18 protein-coding genes are annotated in these 20,681 nt (G+C 66.1%); 7 read left to right on the top strand and 11 right to left on the bottom strand.

Annotated features, from left to right (window positions below):
- Positions 1-88: 88 nt before the first annotated feature.
- The 4 genes from Rhe02_RS17745 to Rhe02_RS17735 all read right to left on the bottom strand — a co-directional run bounded on the left by Rhe02_RS17745 (position 89) and on the right by Rhe02_RS17735 (position 1,965).
- On the bottom strand, positions 89-598 hold the full coding sequence (locus tag Rhe02_RS17745; protein ID WP_203909346.1) for a hypothetical protein: 510 nt from the start codon (positions 596-598) through the stop codon (positions 89-91).
- Positions 599-729: 131 nt separating this feature from the next.
- Positions 730-1,065, bottom strand: coding sequence for a hypothetical protein (locus Rhe02_RS17740; protein WP_203909345.1), 336 nt, complete (start codon positions 1,063-1,065; stop codon positions 730-732).
- A 113-nt stretch (positions 1,066-1,178) separates the two neighbouring features.
- Positions 1,179-1,616 carry a DUF7919 family protein gene (locus tag Rhe02_RS51135; protein ID WP_444544525.1) on the bottom strand — a complete coding sequence of 146 codons (438 nt, stop codon included), beginning with the start codon at positions 1,614-1,616 and terminating at the stop codon, positions 1,179-1,181.
- 115 nt (positions 1,617-1,731) lie between these two features.
- Entirely contained in the window at positions 1,732-1,965 is a 234-nt protein-coding gene (locus tag Rhe02_RS17735; protein WP_203909344.1) for a bacteriocin immunity protein, read from the bottom strand.
- A 306-nt stretch (positions 1,966-2,271) separates the two neighbouring features.
- Here Rhe02_RS17735 and Rhe02_RS17730 point away from each other — a divergent pair, with 306 nt between their 5' ends.
- A complete protein-coding gene (locus tag Rhe02_RS17730; protein ID WP_203909343.1) occupies positions 2,272-2,799 on the top strand; it encodes a PM0498 family protein in 528 nt (175 codons plus the stop codon).
- 358 nt (positions 2,800-3,157) lie between these two features.
- On the opposite strand, the gene Rhe02_RS17725 is transcribed toward Rhe02_RS17730, so the two are convergent.
- Together Rhe02_RS17725 and Rhe02_RS17720 are read right to left on the bottom strand one after the other, a co-directional pair.
- Positions 3,158-3,610 (bottom strand): hypothetical protein, encoded by a 453-nt coding sequence (locus Rhe02_RS17725; RefSeq protein WP_203909342.1) that lies wholly within the window; start codon positions 3,608-3,610, stop codon positions 3,158-3,160.
- 46 nt (positions 3,611-3,656) lie between these two features.
- Positions 3,657-7,487, bottom strand: coding sequence for an RHS repeat-associated core domain-containing protein (locus tag Rhe02_RS17720; RefSeq protein ID WP_203909341.1), 3,831 nt, complete (start codon positions 7,485-7,487; stop codon positions 3,657-3,659).
- A gap of 863 nt (positions 7,488-8,350) precedes the next feature.
- Here Rhe02_RS17720 and Rhe02_RS17715 point away from each other — a divergent pair.
- Entirely contained in the window at positions 8,351-8,734 is a 384-nt protein-coding gene (locus tag Rhe02_RS17715; protein WP_203909340.1) for a DoxX family protein, read from the top strand.
- Here Rhe02_RS17715 and Rhe02_RS17710 read toward each other — a convergent pair.
- The 3 genes from Rhe02_RS17710 to Rhe02_RS17700 are packed head-to-tail and all read right to left on the bottom strand — an operon-like array spanning position 8,724 to position 11,834.
- Positions 8,724-9,389, bottom strand: coding sequence for a response regulator (locus Rhe02_RS17710; RefSeq protein ID WP_203909339.1), 666 nt, complete (start codon positions 9,387-9,389; stop codon positions 8,724-8,726). The genes Rhe02_RS17715 and Rhe02_RS17710 overlap by 11 nt on opposite strands.
- Positions 9,382-11,334, bottom strand: a complete 1,953-nt coding sequence (locus Rhe02_RS17705; RefSeq protein WP_203909338.1) for a sensor histidine kinase — start codon at positions 11,332-11,334, stop codon at positions 9,382-9,384. The genes Rhe02_RS17710 and Rhe02_RS17705 overlap by 8 nt, the downstream gene beginning before the upstream one ends.
- A gap of 35 nt (positions 11,335-11,369) precedes the next feature.
- Positions 11,370-11,834, bottom strand: a complete 465-nt coding sequence (locus tag Rhe02_RS17700; protein ID WP_203909337.1) for a hypothetical protein — start codon at positions 11,832-11,834, stop codon at positions 11,370-11,372.
- Between the two features lie 225 nt (positions 11,835-12,059).
- On the opposite strand from Rhe02_RS17700, the gene Rhe02_RS17695 reads away from it, so the two are divergent.
- Both Rhe02_RS17695 and Rhe02_RS17690 read left to right on the top strand, forming a co-directional pair.
- Positions 12,060-12,986, top strand: a complete 927-nt coding sequence (locus Rhe02_RS17695; RefSeq protein ID WP_203909336.1) for a S1 family peptidase — start codon at positions 12,060-12,062, stop codon at positions 12,984-12,986.
- A gap of 60 nt (positions 12,987-13,046) precedes the next feature.
- A complete protein-coding gene (locus Rhe02_RS17690) occupies positions 13,047-15,908 on the top strand; it encodes an AfsR/SARP family transcriptional regulator (RefSeq protein ID WP_203909335.1) in 2,862 nt (953 codons plus the stop codon).
- Here the strand turns inward: Rhe02_RS17690 and Rhe02_RS17685 are convergent.
- Positions 15,905-16,780, bottom strand: coding sequence for a hypothetical protein (locus Rhe02_RS17685; protein WP_203909334.1), 876 nt, complete (start codon positions 16,778-16,780; stop codon positions 15,905-15,907). The two genes, Rhe02_RS17690 and Rhe02_RS17685, sit on opposite strands and share 4 nt — an antisense overlap.
- A 121-nt stretch (positions 16,781-16,901) precedes the next feature.
- Here Rhe02_RS17685 and Rhe02_RS17680 point away from each other — a divergent pair, with 121 nt between their 5' ends.
- Complete coding sequence (locus tag Rhe02_RS17680) at positions 16,902-17,714, top strand: DUF1963 domain-containing protein (protein ID WP_203909333.1); 813 nt, start codon at positions 16,902-16,904, stop codon at positions 17,712-17,714.
- Between the two features lie 27 nt (positions 17,715-17,741).
- A complete protein-coding gene (locus Rhe02_RS17675; protein WP_203909332.1) occupies positions 17,742-18,104 on the top strand; it encodes an MmcQ/YjbR family DNA-binding protein in 363 nt (120 codons plus the stop codon).
- Positions 18,105-18,208: 104 nt separating this feature from the next.
- Here the strand turns inward: Rhe02_RS17675 and Rhe02_RS17670 are convergent, their stop codons facing one another.
- Positions 18,209-19,000, bottom strand: coding sequence for a methyltransferase domain-containing protein (locus Rhe02_RS17670; protein WP_203909331.1), 792 nt, complete (start codon positions 18,998-19,000; stop codon positions 18,209-18,211).
- A 95-nt stretch (positions 19,001-19,095) separates the two neighbouring features.
- On the opposite strand from Rhe02_RS17670, the gene Rhe02_RS17665 reads away from it, so the two are divergent.
- Entirely contained in the window at positions 19,096-20,676 is a 1,581-nt protein-coding gene (locus Rhe02_RS17665) for a long-chain-fatty-acid--CoA ligase (RefSeq protein WP_203909330.1), read from the top strand.
- Positions 20,677-20,681: the final 5 nt, after the last annotated feature.

The following is a 20,681-nucleotide window of genomic DNA, read 5'->3' as shown; positions in this document are numbered from 1 at the left end:
GCCATATCAGTGGCCGCCGGCTGATTCGCTTGCCGGCGGCCACTTTCACACCCCGGCTACGCGACCACCTTCACGATGCGCGTCACCCTCAGCGCGCCACGCCGACCTTGCCCGGATCCGGCAGGTAAAGCGCCAGCTTCTTGCGAATGAGCCCGTTGTAGGCATATCCCCACCACCGGGTCCCCCGGAACGTGTGCACCGCCCCCTGCGCGACATCCACGATCGCCGGATGCGCCATAGCCGCGAACCCGCCCATGTTCAGCCGGAACGCCTTCGCCATCAACGCCACCGCGCCCGCATCAACACTCTCCGACACAAGCACCGGCATCGCCAGCACTCCCGACTGCGCCCCGCGCCAGGTCCCCTTACGCACTTTGGCCAGATCCACGACGCTGCTCGTAAACTCCAGAACCGCAGCCTCGTCCACCTTCTCCCGCACCGCCACCACCGTGAACGTGTGCATCCTGGTGGCCGCCTTGGCATTCCCCCTATACCCGACCGTCACGGCGTCGCCGGCCAACAGCTCCTGCGACACCTCACACCCGTCCCCCACCAACGCCCCCCGCACCGCCTCGACATACTGCTCAACCGTCGCCATCGCGCCACACTCCCCGTCGCTCGCCCTGATGCGGACCACCCGTCACCATAAACCGCGACGAGACTACGGTTTCGCCCCAGCCCCACAAGAAGGCCTTCCTTCAATACATTTCGCGGACCCGCCGCGGTTCGCTAGGCATTCCAGCGGCCCGCGATCTGTTCCGGCCTTACGCGAAACTCGCAGATGTCGTCCTCGATCGCCTCGACTTCGGCCCGCACCACCAGAATTTCATTGCCCTGACTATCTAGCCCAGATTGCAGAATTTCGCATCTACCATTGCCCATCACTGGCAATGGCGTGGAACCCGTTGGCTCGTCTTGGTCGAAGAACATCGGCGTCTTCTCGGCAAAATGCCACGTGTTCCCATCAGCATCAACCAAGCGAGCCTTCACCCATGGCGGCCACCCGTCGTCGACGAACTCGTAGCATTCGACCGTCAGCAGGTACAGCGGTTGGGTGTCATGCATTCGCGGCATACGTTGTCCTTCCTGTGACGCTCGCAAGATACGCCACGCCACCGTTCCGGCCAGCAGTGAGCCTTCCCAACTCGGTACCATCACCTGCTCATTTGTCTGAAATATCAGCGCCGTTCATCGGGTCGAACGGCAGCGTCCAAGTGCATCGAGACAACCGCCTCGCAGTACTCAAGAGGAGGGCAGTATTCGTGCACCTCCATGTAATGCGCTACAAGTACGGGCGAGAAATAGCAAACTCCATCGAGCCCCGTCACCAAAATCTCGCCATTGCCGAGAGCGCCTAAGTCGCGAAGTTGGCGCACAAGTGCACGCGAATCGACCTTATGATTCCTGAGGTGATCCACGCAAAATTCGCACGCATGATATCCGCGCGTGAGATTAATCGGGTTCTCCACCAGTACTTTGACTCTTGACATCACTGCGCGCGAGATCGCGCCCATTACAAATGGTGCCGAGAGGGCAAGCCAGCCGACAGCTAATGCTCCTGTGCAGCTCTTCGGCCGCTCCCCGTAGGTATATTCGCTAAGGTCATCGAAGTGCACAAGAAAGGACCTCTTCCTTCCTGGCAGCGCGCCGCTGGCTAACCGGAGAATGCCACTTACTTGCCCTTTGCGCAGGAAATGACTCAACCTCGGCCAGCGCTTCGGACTCCATCGATCACAGCGCAAACGGCTTGTACTCTAAAGCCTTTTCCACCATCTCATCGTCGGACAACTCCGGATCCGAGTTGAACAGCAGGTCGGAAACCCTCGGGTATCCCAGCAGACGTTCGAGTTCGGTGAGTAAGGCGTCAGCCGACTCATCGGGCAAGGTCGGGTCACGTAACTGTCGAATCAGCAGGCGAGCCCTCTCGTTCGCTGCGCTATCTGGAGCCATGATCAGCCGTTCCATACTGGTAACTGAGCTTGAGAATCTGCGAATGATACAACGGGGCTGCCATAACTAAGTTGTCCACATCGTTCGGCACCCGCCAAGCGGGCCAGCCGCGACCAGAAGACTGCGAAATAGACACCTGCCGCCCAGTGTCAGGTCTCATGATCCGGTGACGGATCGTTATCGAGACGTGGGTGACACGTCCCGGCTAGACGACATCGGGCCGGGAGCGTCGAGCCGCGTGGCAGCCTGGGGGTTGTGGCCGAAGCCCCTGTACCGATACCCCCCTGACGGCGGCCAATCAGGTATCGGGATCATGGGTTTGTGCTGGTGATACGAATGAATGATGGTGCCGCGGCTGGTCTGGGAGTGCTAGCGGGCGCCGGCTTCGCGATGCCCTCGGGCGGGCTCTCAGCGGGACTGCGGGCGATGGTCGTGGACGGCATCGAACTCCGTGAGCAAGTGGTGGTGTGGAACGGCGGTGCGCTGTGGGCGGCACCTCCTCCGGGCAACTTTGGCGACCTCACAGGCTGGGAGTGCTTCGTCAACAGCTTCCACCTTGAGGATCTGGTCCCGGTGGATGTGGCGCTCTCTGAGGAGGGAGAACCGTCGATCGGTGAGGTGGACCAGGTTGTGCTCTTGCGACACGGTGTGGCGTTCGCGTTGGAGATCTGCCGGTTGGTAGCTGACATGGAAGACCCGATTCCGGTGCGGTGCATAGTGTCCACGAACCGAACGAACGGCACGTTCCGATTCCACAAGATCCGCGATGGTCAGTCTGGGGTTTATGAGAATCTTGACGTCTACCGGGAAGAGAAAGTGGCGGTCGTTGACTTCCAACCAGCCGGTTGATCAATCGATGTGACTGGATCCCGGTGATCAGGTCCATCTGATCTGGTCCCCTGGTGACCAAGATCCGGGGTCCAGTCAGATGGCTTTGCCTTACGCCGCTGCGCCAGTTGGGTTCGCCTGCCGCGCGGAGTGGCCGGGGCGCAGGTGGGCAGCTTTTGTTTTCTGTGATGAAAAATCAGGGCGACTGGGCAATCCAAGTCGATCATTGTGTGCCCTTTATGGAAGGTACTTGACGGCAACCCAGGCCACCGCCACGACCTTCACCACATTGCGCAATACTCTCGGTACGCAGCGTAGCGCGCAAGCGGACACGCCCTTCCCCCGAGTTGGGTTATGCACAGCGCCGATCGGAGGCTGATCAAAGCTTCAATCGCATCGACTCAAGGAATGCGTTGGGTCGATTGGCGTAGTGGTCTTGGATGCGGCGTTCGATATGAACCGCCGCCCAGACTGCACTCCGCTCCAGCCCAATACATTCCGCCGGACTAGCCTTTCGTGTCACTCCAGATGCCTCGACGATTTCACAGTCGTCTGCGCGCATCACATTCTGGCGATAGAAGGACGGGATCTGCGGCAGATCCCGTTCCCCCAAACGGAATAGGACTGGTCCCCAGCCGCCGCCGGAATAGGCATTCTTCTGCACGGCAACCACAAACAGAGGTCGCCCGCTTGGCGGCTTGTGATCAACCAAACCGTCATCCTCGCCGTAGAATGCCACATACGGGAATGTAGCAAGCATGACAGCGTAGGCGACCTCTTCGCCTGGTAGCGGCACTCTCAGAACACCACCTGACACGAAACGCACTGCCATCTCGTTGCCTTCCGTCCTCGCTCAATCCCTGCGGCCTCACCGGATTCTACCGTCGGCCTGAACCGCCAAACGCTACATTAGCAGCGTTCATGAATGTATCAAGTAATGGGTTGTCTGCCGCAATTCCTCGAATTGCATTTCCAGATGTTCCGCCATCGCTTTGCGATCCCCCAAAGAAGTCTATCAACCCTTGTTCGCGACCTCGAATAGCTTGGTACGCAGGATCGCTGTGACGACTGGCGTGAGGGAGTGTCGCGTCTTGGAATTGATCCAGCACAGCGGGGCCGAAGCCCTTGTCATTCATGTGATGACCAGCGTCGCGCGCCGCCACGATCTGCTCTGGTGTACCCGTTCCATATGAGCGTCCGGTGTACACCTGGCCTGTCTCCGGGTGCGTCTTTGTATAGGTCACATACTTCTCACCGCAGTTGTGCACCAGGACCGGCGTATTCCCTGCGACCACGTAGTACGTGTGCAGAGCGGCGACGGTGAGGTCGCGCATTTGTTTGACGCCGACGACCTCGTGCAAGGCCGTGACGTGCACGGTCTGGCCGTCAGGGCCGACGAGGGTGGAGTTGCCGGGGCGCAGTTGGGCGGCGTTTACCCACTGCTTGGCGGTGCTGTCCCAGAACGGGTGGTGATCGGTGGTGTGCAGCGTCGCGGTGGGGCCGCGAGTGCTGCGGTCGCCGTTGCCGACGCCATTCCTTTCAGAGGCCTCCGGCTGGTCGAGGCTAACTGTGACGTCGATCAGGTCGTTGTCGAGGTTGACGTGCAGAGCGGTGACCAGCTGGGCGGTGGTCTGCTCGGTGGTGGGGTCGGTGGCGGTGACTTCGTCGCCGACTTTGATGTCCTTGAGCGCCTTGGTGGTGCCGTCGGCCATCAGGACTTCAGTGTCGGGACTGAAACTGTGCGCTGTCGCGGCGGCGGAGGCACCGGCGGTGACTGCCTGAGCGGCGGTGGCCACGGTGCACTTGCCGAACTTTTCTTCGGCCTTGGCCACCAGGCCACGGGCAGCGGCGGTGATACGACCCAGTGCGGTGTTGGCCAGTTTGGCGCCGGCGTTGGAGACGCTGGAGCGGATGGCGCCGCTGAACGCCTGCCCAGCCACGGTGCCCAAGCCCTTGCGGATGAGGACACCCAGACCTGCACCCAGGCCGAGGGTGACCAGCCCGACCGCGGCGCCGATGAGACCGTCGATGGCGGCACCAACCCACAGCTCTGCGCCATGTTTGCCTTGCATGGCACCGGTGGTGAGGCTGCCGACGAAACCGCCCACCAAGCCGCCGAGCGCCCCGCAGAATATCGAGCCAGCTCCGGCAGTGACCGCAAGGCACACCGCACCGGCGATGGTTCCCGCTACCGCGCCTACGACGGTACCGACCCAGCCTGCGTTGCGGCAGGCCCAGCTCGCCTGACAATCGGCGGCGGATTTGGCGTCGGTGTTGCGCTGGTCGAGGTCGGCCTGGCGTTGAGCTGCGACGTTGATCGCTTGCTGCAGGACGACGCCCATCAGGATTTGTGCAGTGGTCGGGTCGTCGCCGTAGCCTCCTCGTCTGCCGACCGCGAGGTCGAGTTCAGAGCCGAACAGCACTGGGCTGACTCCGCCCATTTGCTCTTTGGTGAAGCACATCTCCACTTCGTGGGTGACGTCGGCGACACAGCTGAAATTGCCGCCGTTGTAAGTACCGACGCCGGTGCAGTTTTCGAAGATCCAGTCATAGTTGCCGTGGGCACAGCCGTTGACAGTATTGCCGGTGCGCCCCGGGAAACCCGGATTGCCCGTGTTGACATCGCGAGTTGGGCTCGTCACGCAAGGAGGTGCTAGGCCACCACCGTGGCGGTAGTACCAGTCCGCGGACCTCCGACACGGGTCCAGGCCTTCCTCGTTCTCGGCTGGGTCCACGCTCCAGCCGCCACCACCGGTTACGTCGGAGGCGTGTCCGGTGGGGTCGACTCTGGTCAGCGGGTTGGCGTTGGCGTAGGCGAAGCGGTTGGCGTTGATGGAAGCGGGCAGCGGGCTTTGTGAGGTCGTGTCGCGCGAGTCGAATTGGCCGGTGTCGGTGTTGTACCAACGGGCGTGCATGTTGACACGCTTGGTTTGCGGGTCGGTCCACGCTGACTGGTAGCCCAGGTTGCCCTGCGTTCCCCCGGTGGCGGTGACTTTGCCGAAGGGTTCGTAGGTGGTCGACCCGGCCAGGGTGGTGCCGGTGGCGGTGAACTGGGCGACGACGTCGGTGTGCAGGTCGGTCCAGGCGTAGGTGGCGTTCGCTCCGGTCTTCGAACCGAGCAGCTCACCGCCGGGGCCGCGGATGTAGGTGGCGGCTGGATCTGCGGCCAGGTCGTTGCCCGTGCCCGAATAGGCAAAGCCGGCCTGAAAGACCCGGCCGAAACCGTCGTAGCTGTAGTCGCTGTATTGGGTGGCGGTTGAATACTGGCGGGTGACCTGATTGAAGGCGTCGGAGAGAGTGTCCGTCGACACCGTGCCAACTGTCGTGCGGCTCAGAGTGCCGCGGGCCGTGTATTGGTAGGTGGTGCCGTCCGAGGCCGACTGCAGGCGGTTGGCTGCGTCGTAAGTGAAGGTCTTGCCACCGGCCTGGGTGCGGTTGCCCGACTTGTCGTAGGCATAGACGGTCGCGTTCCAGGACACGATGCGGTCAGCCCAGTCGTAGGTATAGGTGTTGGCGCTTGAGCCTGCGAAACCGGTGGTGGTCTTCGAGGTTTCGTTGTCGTTGGCGTCCCAGCCGTAGGTGATTTTCGCGATCGACGTTCCAGCGGCGGTTTTCAGTTCGTCGCTTTCGAGCCGGTGCAGGGTGTCGTAGCCGAGGATTCGGCGGTTTTGGTTGCTGCCATAGGTGATCTGGGACGGCTGGGAGAGGTTGTTGTAGGTCAGGGCGAGATTTAGTCCGGCGGAGGAGTTGGCGGCGGTCGCCAGGCGGCCAGCCGCATCGTAGGTGTAGGAGGTGGTGGCGGCGGCATCGGTGCGAGAGGCCAGAAGGCCATCCGCGGTCCAGCTGAACGACGAGTTGCCCGACGGCCCGGTCACCGAGGTCGGCAGGCCGCGGTCGTCGTAGGTCAGGTTGTTGGACCCGCCGCTGCCCGACACCGAAGTAACCCTGCCAAGGCTGTCGTAGCCGTAGGTCTTGTCCACTGTGGACACCTCGGCGCCGGTGCCGGTGACGCTGGTGAGGTTACTCATCAGGTCGTAGTGGTTGGTGAGTCTGACCCCGCCCGGGGAGAGGGTGTTGTCGACTCGGCCCAGGCTGTCATAGGCGGTGAGGAAGGTGCTGTTGCCGGGGTCGACTTGCGCCTCGGGCAGATTCCAGCTGTTGTATGTGGTGCGGAAGGTGTTGTTGCGACCATCGGTGAATCGAGTGCGGGAGCCGTTGGCGTCATACCCGAAAGAAGCGGTGATTGAATCTGTGGCCGAAATTGGTTGCACGGCTTGGGTTACCCGGCCAAGGGCGTCATAGCTGAATGACTGGACGGTGCCACGGCCATCGGTAGCCGACAGCACATTGCCGTTCGCGTCGTAGGTGACCGAGTTGGTGCGAAGCACCGCATTGGCCGCGCTCAGTTCTTGCTGAGCAATAGGCCGACCGGTGCCAGCATCCACGATCGTTTTGCGTTTGGAGCCGTCGGGAAGTGTGGTGAGCACCTTGCGCCCTGCGAAGTCATAGGCGCATTGGGTCACGTTGGTGACCGCGTCGGTGGTGCTGATGACCTCGCCGACATTGTTGTAGCCGTTGATGGTGGAGCCGCGCGACGGGTCTGGCGAGACCGCCTTGAGTAGCCATCCGCCGGTGGTGTAGAGATACGACTCGGTCAGGCTTTCAGTGGCCTGGCCCGGATGGCGCAGTAGGATTCGCTCCGCTGCCACATGGGATTGGGGTAACGGCGTGAGGACAAGGCTGCGCACGCTACATGCAGCCGGGCGCGCGTTTGTCTGGCGGGCTGAGATTCGTCACGTGCAGGGTGAGGCTGGCTGTCACCGGTGTATCCGGGTGCGGATCTGGGGCGCGGGAAGGACCAGCTGCGCCGCTCAAGCCGATCTGTTGTCAAAGTCATGGCCAGCCCCGTGGGGCGCATGCGCGACGGACAGCGCCTACCCGACACCTTCTGATGTACGGGCCATTATCGAGCGCGCGCTGGCCGCAGGATGGGATCCCGGCATCATCGGCGGAACATTCCAACTCACCGAGGCTACCGGGTGGGAGTTACCCGCGTTCCTGCTCACCGACCGGCTGAACGATCCCACCGCGGCCGACCCCTCCAGAAGAGTGATCGATGCGCATCGGCGAAAAGCTCTGGAGCAAGACAGCTAAGGGCAGTGGCCCGGTTGTGCGAGGTATCCCGTGACGAAGGATCGCACAGACTCGAGCCATTGCGCGCAGTCCCAGCGCGGAGCAATGAAGAGCGACCGTCTCTGCATCACGTGTCGGATGCAGAGATGGAGGTACTCGCGACGAGCAGTCGTGCCTGGGAGAGAGCTTGGAGATGATCTAGCGGCTGCGGGCTGACGGCGTAGCCGCCCGGCGCGGCGAAGCACGCATGGATGTGCAGCACTGAGGAGGTGGTGGCGGCGGCATCGGTGTGAGAGGCCAGGAGGCCGTCCGGCTGAACGATGACGAGTTGCCACCCAGGGAATGAAGGGGCACCCCTCGGCGATCAGCGGTTGAGGTTCCGACGAAAAAATCTTGGTGCGTGATGTCGAAGGAGTGGGGGCTCGTTCGACGTGGGGGTATGAAGATTCTGTTGTGGATAGTGTCGGCGATTGCCGCCTTCTTCTTCGTGACCACGGGACTGTCGAAGCTGGTGGTCTCCACGGCCGAGCTGGAGGCCGTGTATCACGCCATTCCGGTGGTGCTGCTGAGGATTGCCGGGGTCGCCGAGGTGCTCGGCGGGGTGGGGCTTATTGTCCCGGCGGCGACTAGGGTTCTGCCGGGTCTGACGCCGGTGGCGGCGGGCGGGCTGGTTTTGACGATGGTCGGGGCGATAGTCACCAACATCGTTATCGGTGAGTATGCCACGATCCTGATTTCGCTGGTGTATCTGGTTCCGGCGGCGGGGATTCTGTGGGCCCGCACGACCCGGTACCCGATAGCGGCGCGAGGCGTCAGCCGGTGAAGCCGGTGTCGCGGGCGAGTAACGCGGCTTGCACCCGGTCGGCGACTTCGAGTTTGGCGAACACGCTGGAAAGCTGATTGCGCACGGTTTTTTCGCTGACGCCGAGTTGGCGTGCGATGCGTGCGTTGCTTTCGCCGTTTGCCAGCAGGGTGACGATGTCGCGTTCGCGCACGGTGAGGCGGTCGAAGGGGGCGGGGACCTCCGTCGGGGCCCGGCGCAGGGTGGACAGGACGGAAGGGCCGATCCTCGGGCCTAGGACGACACCGCCCACAGCAACGGTGTGCAGGGCCTCGACGATGGTGTCGGGGTCGGTTTCCTTGACCAGGTAGCCGCGGGCGCCGGCGCGCAGCGCGCGGGCGATGATTTCCTCGTCGTCGGCCATTGTCAGCATGAGGACTTTAGCCTCAGGGCGGGCGGCGAGGATCCGGGCGACGGCCTCGACTCCGTCACCGTCGGGAAGGGAGACATCCATTGATACGACATGGATTCCGCGGCTGACGACCTCGCGCAGCGCCTCGGCGGCGGTGGCGGCTTCGCGTACCTCGCTGACCCAGGGTTCGCCGTCGAGGAGAGTCCGCAATCCGCGCCGCACCACGGGATGGTCGTCGACGACCAGAACCCGGAAGCCGCCGGAGGTGGAGGTGGGCTCAGCCATCGGCGTGTTCCAGGGGAAGGGGAAGCCGGACCCGGATGGCGGTGCCGTGCGGCGAAGCTTCCCCGATGGTGAACTGGCCGCCCAGCTCCGCGGCGCGTTCTCGCATCGAGTCCAGGCCAACGCCGCGCAGGGCGGGTGAGGCGATGCCCACGCCGTCGTCGAGGATCTCCAGCTTCAGCGATCGCTCCCGGTCGACGGTGACCCGGCAGGTGCGCGCCTGGGCGTGTCTGGCCACATTGGTCAGTGCCTCAGCCACCACGCGGTAGGCGGCGACCTCCACCGCCGCGGGGAGCCCGTCCATCCTTCCGCTCGCGCGCAGCTGAACCGCAAGGGTGGTGCTGGCGAAGCGCTGGCATTCGTTGCGCAGCGCCGCCACCAGACCCGCGTCCAGCGCGGGCGGGCGCAACTGGTCGACCAGGCGGCGCACTTCCCCGGTACACATATGAAGGTCTTCGGCGATAGCGGTCAGGATGTCGCTGACCCGGGGATGGCCCGTCACAAGCTTTTGTGCGGCACGCACCTGCATCGCCATCCCGGCCAGGGTCGGGCCAAGCCCATCGTGCAGGTCACGGCGGGCGCGGCGGCGTTCCTCCTCGCGGGCCATCACCAGCCGCTCACGCGAGTTCTGCAGGTCCAGCACGAACCGCGTGGCCTCGACGGCGACGGCGGCCTGGACCGCCAGGTCGCCCAGCAGCCGCCGCTCACGCTGGGTGAACCGGCTGGTGGGGCTGCGATTGGCGACGATCAGGCGGCCGAGCCGTGCGCCGTGCGCGACCATGTCGAAGGTGTCCACTGTGGTCGTAGCATGCCCATGTTCGGCCAGCAGAACGAAATTCCCGTCGCCCTCCTCCTTCTGTACGGCAACGTAAGGCACCTGAAGCGAACGGGCGATGGTCTCGGTCAGCTGAGGAAGGACGGCACGCGGCTCCACCGTGCGGCCCAGCAGCTCGCCGAGCCGGGCGATGACCCGGTAGGGGTCGTCGCGATCGCCGTAGACAAGCCGGTTCACGACCCGTTGCACGCGCTGGCGCAACGGCTCGAAAGTCACCGCGATGAGCCCGGTCGCGACCAGAGAGGCGGAGGAGACGCTGCCGCCGAGCACCGCATCGCGAAGCAGCGTAACGATCGCGATGAACCCCACGATCACCAGCAGGGTCATCAACAGCCACACGATGGTCCTGTTGACGACCTGGTCCAATCCGTAGAGCCGGTATCGCAGGATGGCGACGCACATGCCCAGCGGCAAAGCCACCGCGATCACCACGTAGCCGCCCGAGATGTCGAGCGGATCCAGTACAGCCAAACCGAAAACGAACAGAATCGCAGCCGGCAGCAGACAGGCCAGCTGGTGCCGGGTGTCTCCGTCGGCCCGGCGCCAGCGCAGCCACAGCGCCCACAGGGTCGCCAGCAGCCCGCCGACGGCGGCCAGCGCGGCGACCGCTGCCACCCGGATGAGCAGCTGAGCACGCGGGGTGAAGTCGATGACGCTGGTGAGCAGGTTACGCGGGTGATCCAGCGCGGCCAGCGCCAAAGCCAGGCTGGCCACCGCCGTGCCCACCGCGATGGAAACGGCCACCGGCCGCCATCGCGGGGAGGGCAGCCGGCCGTCCGGAAACACCAACAGCGCCAAGGTAATCAGCCCGAACGGGGGCCACCAGGCCCATTGACTCAGCCAGGCCGCGGGAAGCCACGCCGCCCAGCTGTAGGCCAGCAGCGCCACCGCCGCGGCCCCACCCGCCGCCACCATCATCCGGCCCACGAGGTGGCCGGGAACCCCGGTGAGCACGACGGCTCCCATGATGGCGTAGGCCACCATCGGAGCCGTCAGCGCGGTCGCCCGGCCGGACACCTCCCCGGCGCTGACCAGATTTCCTACCAGCACAAGCAGCAGCACTGTGATTGCCATGCCGGCCACGGCCAGCCGGCGCATCCCCATGACGAACATCGGCGGGCTCCTGCTGTGTCGGTGGGCGTCGGCGTTTAGAAGATGCCGTGCACCCAGAAGTTGTGCCAGGGATCTGCCGAATGCGATCCCAGGAAGTGACCGAGCACCTGGGCCCAGGCCTCAAGCGCTGCTTCCAGCGATGCTCCCTGCATGCTTGGCAGCCGGGCAAGCCCGTCATCGACATTCAGCCCGGCGCTCTCGACCGCTTCCAGGTTGGCGCGCAGGTCGCTTCGCATGTGGCGGACGGTCGCGCGCAGCCGGTGCAGCACCACCTCGGGCTGGGCCTTGTCATTGGTCTCGACCAGGTCCAGCAGCCGCCAGTTCGGGCCGAAGACCGGTGCCAGCCGGTGCCCGGCGGTGCTGAAGAACTCCACCGCGCCGGGGTTGCCCGTGGCGCCCGGTGCGGAGCTTCTCAGGAGCTGTTCCATGTCCCGAAAAAGGTGTGCTCGGGTGTCATCGCTGCGGATGACCACGATGCCTAACGCTCTCTCCTCTTGCATTAGTTGTCCTCCCCCTGCCGTCTCCGGCACGCCGAGCATAGGGCGGCGTTCACCCATCGACGCTACGGAATCTGTTGTCCGGGCTGTCGGGATAGTGATTGCGACGGCCCCCCTCGGCCATGATGGACGGTGCTGAGTCCCGAGAGCATGGGCGTCGTTCCCACACATTCGGGATATCCGCCCATTGATCTATACTCCCGAATATTCAAGTAGAGGAGATGGGTTATGGACCGGTGGGTGCGCCGCTGCAGTCTGGCCTTGGTCGTGAGTGTCGTCGCCGCGGGTGCGGCGAACCCGGCGCAGGCCGCGACGATGACCTATACACAGCTCGATGCCCTGCGCGATCGTCTTGTCCGCGAAGCGCCGGTGGACAGCATGGCCTGGGTGGATCGCAAGGCCAATCGGGTGGTGCTGCGGCTGACCGCCCCAGCGCCGGCCGCGGTGTCGGCCATGCTCGCCGATCATCTCGCGAAGGTCGACGTGAAACAGACCTCGCCCGCGAAGAATCTTGAGAACCTCTACAGCGGTCACGGCATGCAGGGCCAGCGCCAAACCGTCCACTACTGCACCACCGGCCCGATGACCTCGATCGGGTCCACCACCTACATCCTCACCGCCGGGCATTGCGTCAGCACCTCGGCGCACTGGGAACGCAAGGGCAACTACCTCGGGCAGCGCACGGACGACTGGGTCTACGGCCCGGACGGCGACTTCGGCCGGATCACGGAAAAGGGGGTCACCTTCACCCCGCAGTACGCCGTGAACACCAACCTTTCCATCGGCTACCCCAAGCCCGGCATCATCCAGCTGGCGTTGGGCGTCGCGACCGCGGAGGTCGGCCAGACCCTGTGCAAGATGGGCAACACGACGAAGTACACCTGCGGAGTGGTGACCGCCATCGATGCCAGCCAGAACAAGCCGGGGTTCGTGATGGAAGGCCTCATCCGCGCCGAGATCTGCTCCGAGCCCGGTGACTCCGGCGGCCCCCTGATGACGCCGGTCCAGGTCGGCCCGACCGTCTACGCCTGGCCCGTCGGGATCACCCTCAACGGCAACGGCGACTGCAATGAAGCCGAGATCTACACCAACTTCGAGCCACTACAAAAGATTCTCGACTGGTACGGGCTAGAGCTCGGCCCGGCCCGTTCCTAACCCTGTCGAGGTGACGAAAATGCCTTGCCACCGCGGCGATCGGCCCGCCAGTCTGGTCTCATGGTGCTGCCGGTGATCGAGTTGGTGGTCGCCGCCGCAGGCTATGGCAAGACGAGCCTGCTGCGCCAGCGATACCCCGCTGCGACTTGGCATAGCGGCGTCGCCGGGCTCACCGGCGGCGACACCGTCATCGATGATCTTCCGATGCTGACGCCCGATGCGGCGCAGGCCTTGTTCGCCAGCGTCGACGCGCTGCCGTCCGGGGCCCGGGTGGCGATCGCGTCGCGGTTCCCGCTGCCCGTCCTGCCGGCCCGGCTGCGCGGGCTGGCCCAGGTGCGCCCGGCCGAGCTGGCCCTTTCCGCCGAGGCTGCTACCGAGCTGCTGGAAAACGAGTACGGGCTGCGCGATCTGGATCTGTCGGATCAGGTACACACAATGACCGGCGGCTGGCCCGCCCTGGTGCGCCTGGCCGGGGAGGCGGTGGCCGCGGGGGAACCTGTGCTGCCCGAGCCCGGCTCCGCATTGTGGAGCTTCGTCAGCGAGGAGGTGCTTGCGCCGCTCCCGCAGGAGGTGCGGGCGCTGCTGGTCGATCTCGCGGACCTCACCCCGGTCTCGGCGGGCCTCGGCGAAGCGCTCGGCCACGCGGAGGCCGCCTCGTGGCTTCGCATGCTCACCGCGATGGGCCTGCTCTGCGACGACCGGGTGATCCCGATAGTCGCGCATGTCGCCCGCGAGGACGCACCGGGCAACGGCCTGGCGATGCTGGCGGCGCGCTGGTACGAGGAGGCGGGGCACCCCTGCGCCGCGCTGAAGGCCTTCGCCCGAGCGGGCGACTTAGTCCAATGTGGACGGCTGCTGGATCGGCACGGGCAGGAGATCCTGGCCGAAGGCCACGGCTCACTCATCATCGACATCCTGACCAAGAACACCAACCGCAGTCGCCAGCAGCAGCTGCTGCTCGGTGACGCGGTGCGCACCTCCGGATCATCCCTGGCCGCAGCGCAGATCTACGGGATCGTGGCCGAAGCCGAGCCGGTGTGGGACGCCGCGATCGCCTGGCGGATGGGAATGCTGCACTATCACCGGGGCGATTCGCGGGCTGCGCTTGAGACGTTTGAACGCGCACGCGACGACGCCGAGCCGTCCACCGACCAGGCGATGCTGTCGGCCTGGCGGGCGAGCGCCCGGCTGCAGCTCGGCGAGATCGACACCGCGGTCGCCCTGGCAAACCTGGCCTGCCAACAAGCGAGCGCCGTCAACGACGACCTCGCCCTGGCCACCGCCCACGTGACGCTCGCGCTGTGCGATAGCGTCTCCGGTCGCGACGCCGACAGCGAGGAGCACAACCTTCGGGCGCTCGAGCTGGCGGAGAAGGTGGGCAGCGCTCTGCTGCGGGCGCGCATCCTGGCCAGCCAGACCTTCCGCCACCTGTGCGAGGCGAAATACGTTGCGGCGCTGGCGACCGCTCAGCAAAATGCGCACTTCGCTGCGCTCGCCGGCCACTCCAACCTGCGCGCTGTCGCCTACTGCAACTCAGGCGACGCCCTGATGATGCTTGGCAAATACGACCAGGCGATCCGGCAGTTCCAGCGGGCCGAGGCGATATTCCGCCGGGTCGGCCCGCGCCGCGCGGCACCCGCGCAGCTGGGCCTGGGCGAGGTCTATCGCCGCCGCGGCTGGGCCGAGCAGGCCCGCGCCGCCTTCGAGAGCGCCCTGGAGCTGGCGCAAGAGGCTGGCACACACCATGTTCAGGTGTCCGCGCTGTGCGGCCTGGCCCGGTTGTTCGCCCCCGAAGATCCGCAGCACGCCGCCACCTTCGCCCAACGCGCCACCGAGCTCGCCTCGGACCGGGTGGTGGTGGCCGCGTTGCTGGCCAGCGGCTGGGTTGCCCATCACGCCGGGGACAGGGCGACCGCCACCAAGCTCGCCACCGAGGCGGCCGAAAGGGCAAGCGCCGAGCGCGACCCGGCCGGCCTCGCCGACTCGCTTGAGTTGCGCGCGATCGCTGAGCCCGACCCGGCTCGGGCCAGAAACGCGCTGCGCGAAGCGTTTGCGGTGTGGACCCAGGCGCAGGCGGACGTCGAAGCGGCCCGGGTCGGCCACCGCCTCGGGCATCTCGTCGGTGCCGGGGTGGGCGACCGGCTCGGTGCGCTGGAGGCGGCCGAAACCCTTGCCCGGGCGGGGGTCGCCCCCGAGACGGCCGACACCGCGGCGGTGACGGTGCGGGCCTTCGGCCGGTTCGAGGTGTGGCTCGACGGGCAGCCGGTGCCGGCCGCCCGATGGCAGTCCCGCCGGGCGCGAGACCTCCTGCGCATCCTGGTGGCGCGGCGCGGCCGGCCGGTGCCCCGCGACGAGCTGCGTGAAATGCTTTGGCGGGGCGAGGATTCCAGCGGGCACCGGCTCTCGGTGCTGCTGTCGATCATTCGCCGGGTGCTGGATCCGGAGCGCGTGCTCGCCTCGGATCACTACATCGTGGCCGATCAGGCGAGCGTCGGGCTGGACATCGGGCGGCTGCGGGTCGACGTCGAGGACTTCCTCGCCGACCTGGTCCACGCCCGCCGGCTGCGTGAGCGGGGCGCTCTGGACGAGGCGGAGCGCCTGCTTTCAGCCTGTCTGGACCGCTACCGCGCCGATGTCTTCGAAGACGAGCCCTATGCGGAATGGGCTGTGGCGCTTCGGGAAGAGGCCCGCGGCGGATACCTGAGCGTGTTGCGCATGCTCGCCCAGATCAGCCGCAAACGCGGGCGTCCCGGTGTCGCCGTCGGGCATCTGCTGCGCCTGCTCAGCGCCGACCCCTACGACGAGGCCGGCCACCGCGCCCTAATCGAGGCGCTGGTGGCCGGCGGCCAGCACGGCGAGGCGAAGCGGGCCCGGGACCGCTACCTGAACGCCATGCGGGCCATAGGCGTCAAACCCGCCTAGTACCACGTGCCGATGCAGACCCCGTAAGCCGTCACCGTGTCGTCGTCCTCGGTGCCGGCCATGGCTTTCGCGGTTTTCGCGGCCACCCCCGTTCCGCGGGACATCCGGGCCCACCCACCGTCGAGCGCGGGTGAAGGTCCGAGCGCGTCAATGAACATGCCTGGCCGGGTCGAGCTCGCGCCCGCCCCGAAGATCCAGTTGACTCCAGCGATCGAGATGTGCGCCTTGTCCGCGGTCGCGGTGGTGGTGGTCCCGGCGGCTACCGGCACGGTGTCCTGGGTGCGCTGCTTGTAGAACGGGTAAGGGCCCGGCATCCGGAAGCCGCACAGCGCGACCGCCTTCACCTCCACCTGGCCGAACAGGACGCCGCCGCCGTGAACTTCCACCGACGACAGATCGAAGGAGGGCACCACCGAGTCGATGAAGGGGTTTCCCGAAGTGGAGGTCACGACGAACCCGGTGGAATAGACAATCTTCTCACCCTGGCAGGACGCCGTTGCCGAAGCCGTGCCATTGGTCGTGACAACCCGGTGCAGCGCAAGGTTTCCGGGTGCCCAGCAGCTGGCCACGGCCATCACCGACCAGTTGCCGGTCCAGCCGCCGCGGGCCTGCGCGACCACGGTCACGGCGGTGAGCCCGATGTTGGGAAGGATGGAGGTGAGCGCGACCTGGCCATCGCCGTCCTGGGTCGCGCCGCCGAAACCGTAGACGATCTGCCCGTCAGGGCAGGTCACCGTGATCGTCTTGGGCGACGAACTGTCCGAAGCCGACGTTTCGGTGAGGTAGTGGTCCGCCACGGAGGCGGCGGCGGGAACGGACGGGAGCAGGGCCACGGTTAGCGTGGCAATCAGACCGGTGAGCAACAATCGCATGCCGTCCATAGTGGGAAGCGGCTGTCACGGTGGCATCACGGCGCGGGCTTCGCCACCGGTGTCTGCCACAATTCCGACTCTGCGAGACTGGCCGGATCGCGGCGAAGGAGAGGCGACATTGATGATCGACGAGTTGACGGCGGCGCTCAATCAGCGGCTGTGGCCCGACTACGTGATTGGGGAGCTTGGGGAAAGGGTCGGTGACGCGGTCACGCCGTTCCTGCATCCGGTGGTGGGGGCGGCGATGGCGGAGCCGTCCGAGGGGCCGTTGCCGGTCGGGGTGTCCAAGGTCGGCGGGTTGCCGCATGTGGACGAGGCTTTCGTGTGGCCGGTGGAGGACGACACCGACGAGCCGCTGGCGCTGGTGTGCCAGATCAACCTCGACGACGTCCGCAAGACCGGGGTGGCGGGAAGCGCTGGGCTTGCCGGAATGATGTACCTGTTCGCTATCTACGACAGCGACCGCGCCTATGGGTACGAAATAGATGCGGCCACGGCGAAGCTGCTTCACGTGCCACGGCCGGGCCTGCTCACGGTGGCGCAGCGCCCCGATGGGCTGGCCGACGACGGCCTGTTCGCCGAGCGGAAGCTGCGGCTGGGTCCTTCGTTCGTCGCGCAGGAGCGCGATGAGAACGGGCCAAGTTCCAAGCGGTTCGACTACGAGGTCGAGCGCGCCATCGACGAGGAGCTCTCCCTGCTGGGCGGGGTGCCCTGCGGCGTGGTGCAGCTGCTGGGCAGCCCACACCCGTTCCGCGAGGAGACCCGCGAGCAGCTCGATGACCTGGGCTCACCGCAGCTGCTGCTCTACGTCAACGGCTATTCGGTGCAGCGCTACGCTTTCGGCGAGGGTGATTTCCTGGTGGTGGTCGACGAGGCCGAGCTGGCCGCCGGAAAGCTCGACAACGCGGAGATCCTGTTTGAACCCGGCACCTGAGTTTCGAGATTCACCGGAGGTATGGCGATGGCCGACGCCGATGACGTGAGGCGTCTCGCGCTGGCCCTGCCCCACGTCGTCGAGATCGAAAGCGACGGCTTCGATTTTCGGGTGGGCAACAGGGGTTTCGTCTGGTCCTACCCGGAGCGCTTGCCGGGAAAGCCACGGGTCATCCGCAGCGACATCGCGGTGCTCTATGTCGGTGACGAGGCCGAGAAGCAGGCCCTGCTGCTGGGCGAGCCGAAGCTGTTCTTCACCGCGCCCGGCTACGACGGCGCGCCGCTGGTCATGCTGCGCCTGGCCCGGGTGAAGGTGGACCGCCTGCGCGAGCTCATCACCGACGCGTGGCGGATGCGCGCCCCAGCCGAGCTCGCCGCCGACCTCGACTAGCCGGCGCCCGCCACCAGACTTCGGGCGAAGCCACCGGCCGCGGCGTCAGGTCGACAGCGAGCCGGCGACGCCACCGGGTTTCGGGCAAGCCGCCGGCCGCGGCGTCAGGTCGGTAGCGGGCCGGCGACGCACAGGAGTTCGCCATGCACGACCGAGAACCAGGCGCTCGGGTCGTCGGCCCAGGCCAGCCAGGCTGCGCTGAGACGGTCGAGGTCGGCCTGGGTGGCGTGGCCGGACTCGAGCGCCTGGGTGGCGATCGACGAGTTCTTGATGCGCTGCGCCCACATGCCACCCCAGAACTGCCGCTCCTGGGGCGTGGCATAGCACCAGGTGCTTGAGCCGGCGCTGATATCGGTGAAGCCGGCCTGCCTGGCCCAGTGCAGCAGCCGCCGCCCGGCATCCGGCTCACCGCCGGCGCGGCGGGCCATGGCGCGGTAGAGGCGCAGCCACTCGTCGAGTTCGGGAAGCATTGGGTACCAGATGAATCCCGCATAATCGCTGTCGCGAACCGCGACGAGCCCACCCGGCCGGCAGACCCTCCCCATCTCCCGCAGCGCGCGCACCGGGTCGGCGACGTGTTGCAGCACCTGGTGGGCATGCACGACGTCAAAGGTGTTGTCGGCAAAGGACAGCGCGTGCACGTCGCCCACGGCGAAGGTCACGTTGGGCGAGGTGACCTCGCCGCGCGCCAGCCCGAGCACCTCCTCGCTGGTCTCCAGCGCGGTGACGTGGCCGACGAGATTGGCCAGGTCGGCGGTGATGGTGCCGGGGCCGCAGCCCACGTCCAAAAGCGACTGGTGCGGTTTCAGATGCGGCAGCAGGTGACCGGCGGAGTTCTCGGCCGTGCGCCAGCGGTGCGAGCGCAGCACCGACTCGTGATGTCCATGCACGTACATGCCCAGAGCCTAGCGAAGGCGTCTCACAAAGCAGGAAGAAAATCCCATTGCGTGGACAGGTAGATCCGGCGCGGGCCAGGGCATAGCATTTACCAATGGAAGTTGCGCTGACGCCTCTGGAGTTCGCCCGCCGCACCAGGCAGCTGCACGGCGCCCGGGAGGCTGTGGTCGACGGCGCGCTGCGATTGTCTTATGCGCAGTTCTTCGACCGGTGCGATCGATGGTCGGCCGTGCTGCAGAAGGACTTGGCGGTGGCGCAGGGCGAGCGCGTGGCCACCATCGCCCCCAACGTGCACGCCCAGCTGGAGGCGTTCTACGCGGTCCCGCAGCTGGGTGCGGTGCTCGTGCCGATCAACTATCGGCTCACCCCGCAGGATTTCGTCTACATCATCAACCACTCTGGCGCCGTGGTGGTCTGCGCGTCCGGCGACTACCTCGACGCGATCGACGCGGTGCGCGAAGAGCTGCCGCAGGTGCGCCACTTCGTCGCTTTCGACTCAGGGGCGGATCGGCCGGGCTGGCTCGACTACGAGTCCGCGGTCGAGCAGGCCACGCCCGACTTCGCCGCGCCCGAGATCGGTGAGCGGGACCTGCTGACGATCAACTACACCAGCGGGACGACCGCCCGGCCCAAAGGCGTGATGATCACACATCGCAACGCGGCGATGAACATGATCGGGACGCTGCTGCACCTGCCGATGGCGGTCGGCGAGCGCTACCTGTGGACGCTGCCGATGTTCCACGCCAACGGATGGACCTATACCTGGATAGTCACCGCCGCCGCCGGAACCCACGTCTGTCTGCCGAAAGTCGAACCGCCCCAAGTGTTTCGGCTCCTGCGCGAAGAGGGTGCCCGCCTGTTGTGCGCCGCGCCGACGGTGCTGATCTCACTGGCCAGCGCGCCGGCCGAAGCGCGCGGCGAGGTGCCGAGCGGGGTAAGGGTGGTCACCGCCGGAGCGCCGCCGGCCGCGGCGACCATCGAGCGGATGGAGGGCGAATTCGGCTGGGAGGTGACCCAGGTCTACGGCCTGACCGAGACCGCCCCGTTCATCACCGTCTGCGCGCCGCTGCCCGAGCACCGCGACCTGTCACTCGCGCAGCGCGCCATCGTCAAGGCACGGCAAGGGGTGGAGCTGCTGACCTCCGGCGAGCTGCGGGTGGTCGGCGACGACGGCGCGGTGGTGCCCGCCGACGGTCAGACCCTCGGCGAGATTGTGGTGCGGGGCAACGTGGTGATGCACGGCTACTACAACGATCCGCAAGCGACACAACAGGTTATGGGCGACGGCTGGTTCCACACCGGCGACGCGGCGGTGGTGCATCCGGATGGTTACGTGGAGATCCGCGATCGCCTCAAGGATGTCATCATCAGCGGCGGCGAGAACATCTCCTCGGTGGAGGTGGAAGGCGCGCTGCTGCGCCATCCCGCCGTGCAGGAGGTGGCCATTGTCGGTCTGCCGCATGAGAAATGGGGCGAGACCCCGCACGCCTTCGTGCTGCTGCGCGACGGGGCCAGCGCCACCGAGGAGGAGATCATCGCCTTCGCCCGTGAGCATCTTGCCCACTTCAAAGCGCCGCGCGGGGTGAGTTTCGTCAAGGAACTGCCCAAGACGGCCACCGGCAAGATCCAGAAGTACGTGCTGCGCGGCAACGCTCCAAATCTCGCCCGGCAGTGATCATA

It is taken from the genome of Rhizocola hellebori (genome assembly GCF_016862955.1).
Lineage (GTDB): Bacteria > Actinomycetota > Actinomycetes > Mycobacteriales > Micromonosporaceae > Rhizocola > Rhizocola hellebori.
Note: the sequence above shows the minus strand (reverse complement) of the source record. Positions and strands in the feature narration are given on the sequence as shown.

Coding starts and splice junctions, on each gene's coding strand:
- Rhe02_RS17690 (WP_203909335.1), top strand. CDS start 13,047: ATGGTGCTGCCGGTGATCGAGTTGGTGGTCGCCGCCGCAGGCTATGGC.
- Rhe02_RS17725 (WP_203909342.1), bottom strand. CDS start 3,610: ATGGCAGTGCGTTTCGTGTCAGGTGGTGTTCTGAGAGTGCCGCTACCA.
- Rhe02_RS17665 (WP_203909330.1), top strand. CDS start 19,096: ATGGAAGTTGCGCTGACGCCTCTGGAGTTCGCCCGCCGCACCAGGCAG.
- Rhe02_RS17705 (WP_203909338.1), bottom strand. CDS start 11,334: ATGTTCGTCATGGGGATGCGCCGGCTGGCCGTGGCCGGCATGGCAATC.
- Rhe02_RS17670 (WP_203909331.1), bottom strand. CDS start 19,000: ATGTACGTGCATGGACATCACGAGTCGGTGCTGCGCTCGCACCGCTGG.
- Rhe02_RS17685 (WP_203909334.1), bottom strand. CDS start 16,780: ATGCGATTGTTGCTCACCGGTCTGATTGCCACGCTAACCGTGGCCCTG.
- Rhe02_RS17710 (WP_203909339.1), bottom strand. CDS start 9,389: ATGGCTGAGCCCACCTCCACCTCCGGCGGCTTCCGGGTTCTGGTCGTC.
- Rhe02_RS17715 (WP_203909340.1), top strand. CDS start 8,351: ATGAAGATTCTGTTGTGGATAGTGTCGGCGATTGCCGCCTTCTTCTTC.
- Rhe02_RS17695 (WP_203909336.1), top strand. CDS start 12,060: ATGGACCGGTGGGTGCGCCGCTGCAGTCTGGCCTTGGTCGTGAGTGTC.
- Rhe02_RS17735 (WP_203909344.1), bottom strand. CDS start 1,965: ATGGAACGGCTGATCATGGCTCCAGATAGCGCAGCGAACGAGAGGGCT.
- Rhe02_RS17700 (WP_203909337.1), bottom strand. CDS start 11,834: ATGCAAGAGGAGAGAGCGTTAGGCATCGTGGTCATCCGCAGCGATGAC.
- Rhe02_RS17675 (WP_203909332.1), top strand. CDS start 17,742: ATGGCCGACGCCGATGACGTGAGGCGTCTCGCGCTGGCCCTGCCCCAC.
- Rhe02_RS17745 (WP_203909346.1), bottom strand. CDS start 598: ATGGCGACGGTTGAGCAGTATGTCGAGGCGGTGCGGGGGGCGTTGGTG.
- Rhe02_RS17740 (WP_203909345.1), bottom strand. CDS start 1,065: ATGCATGACACCCAACCGCTGTACCTGCTGACGGTCGAATGCTACGAG.
- Rhe02_RS17680 (WP_203909333.1), top strand. CDS start 16,902: ATGATCGACGAGTTGACGGCGGCGCTCAATCAGCGGCTGTGGCCCGAC.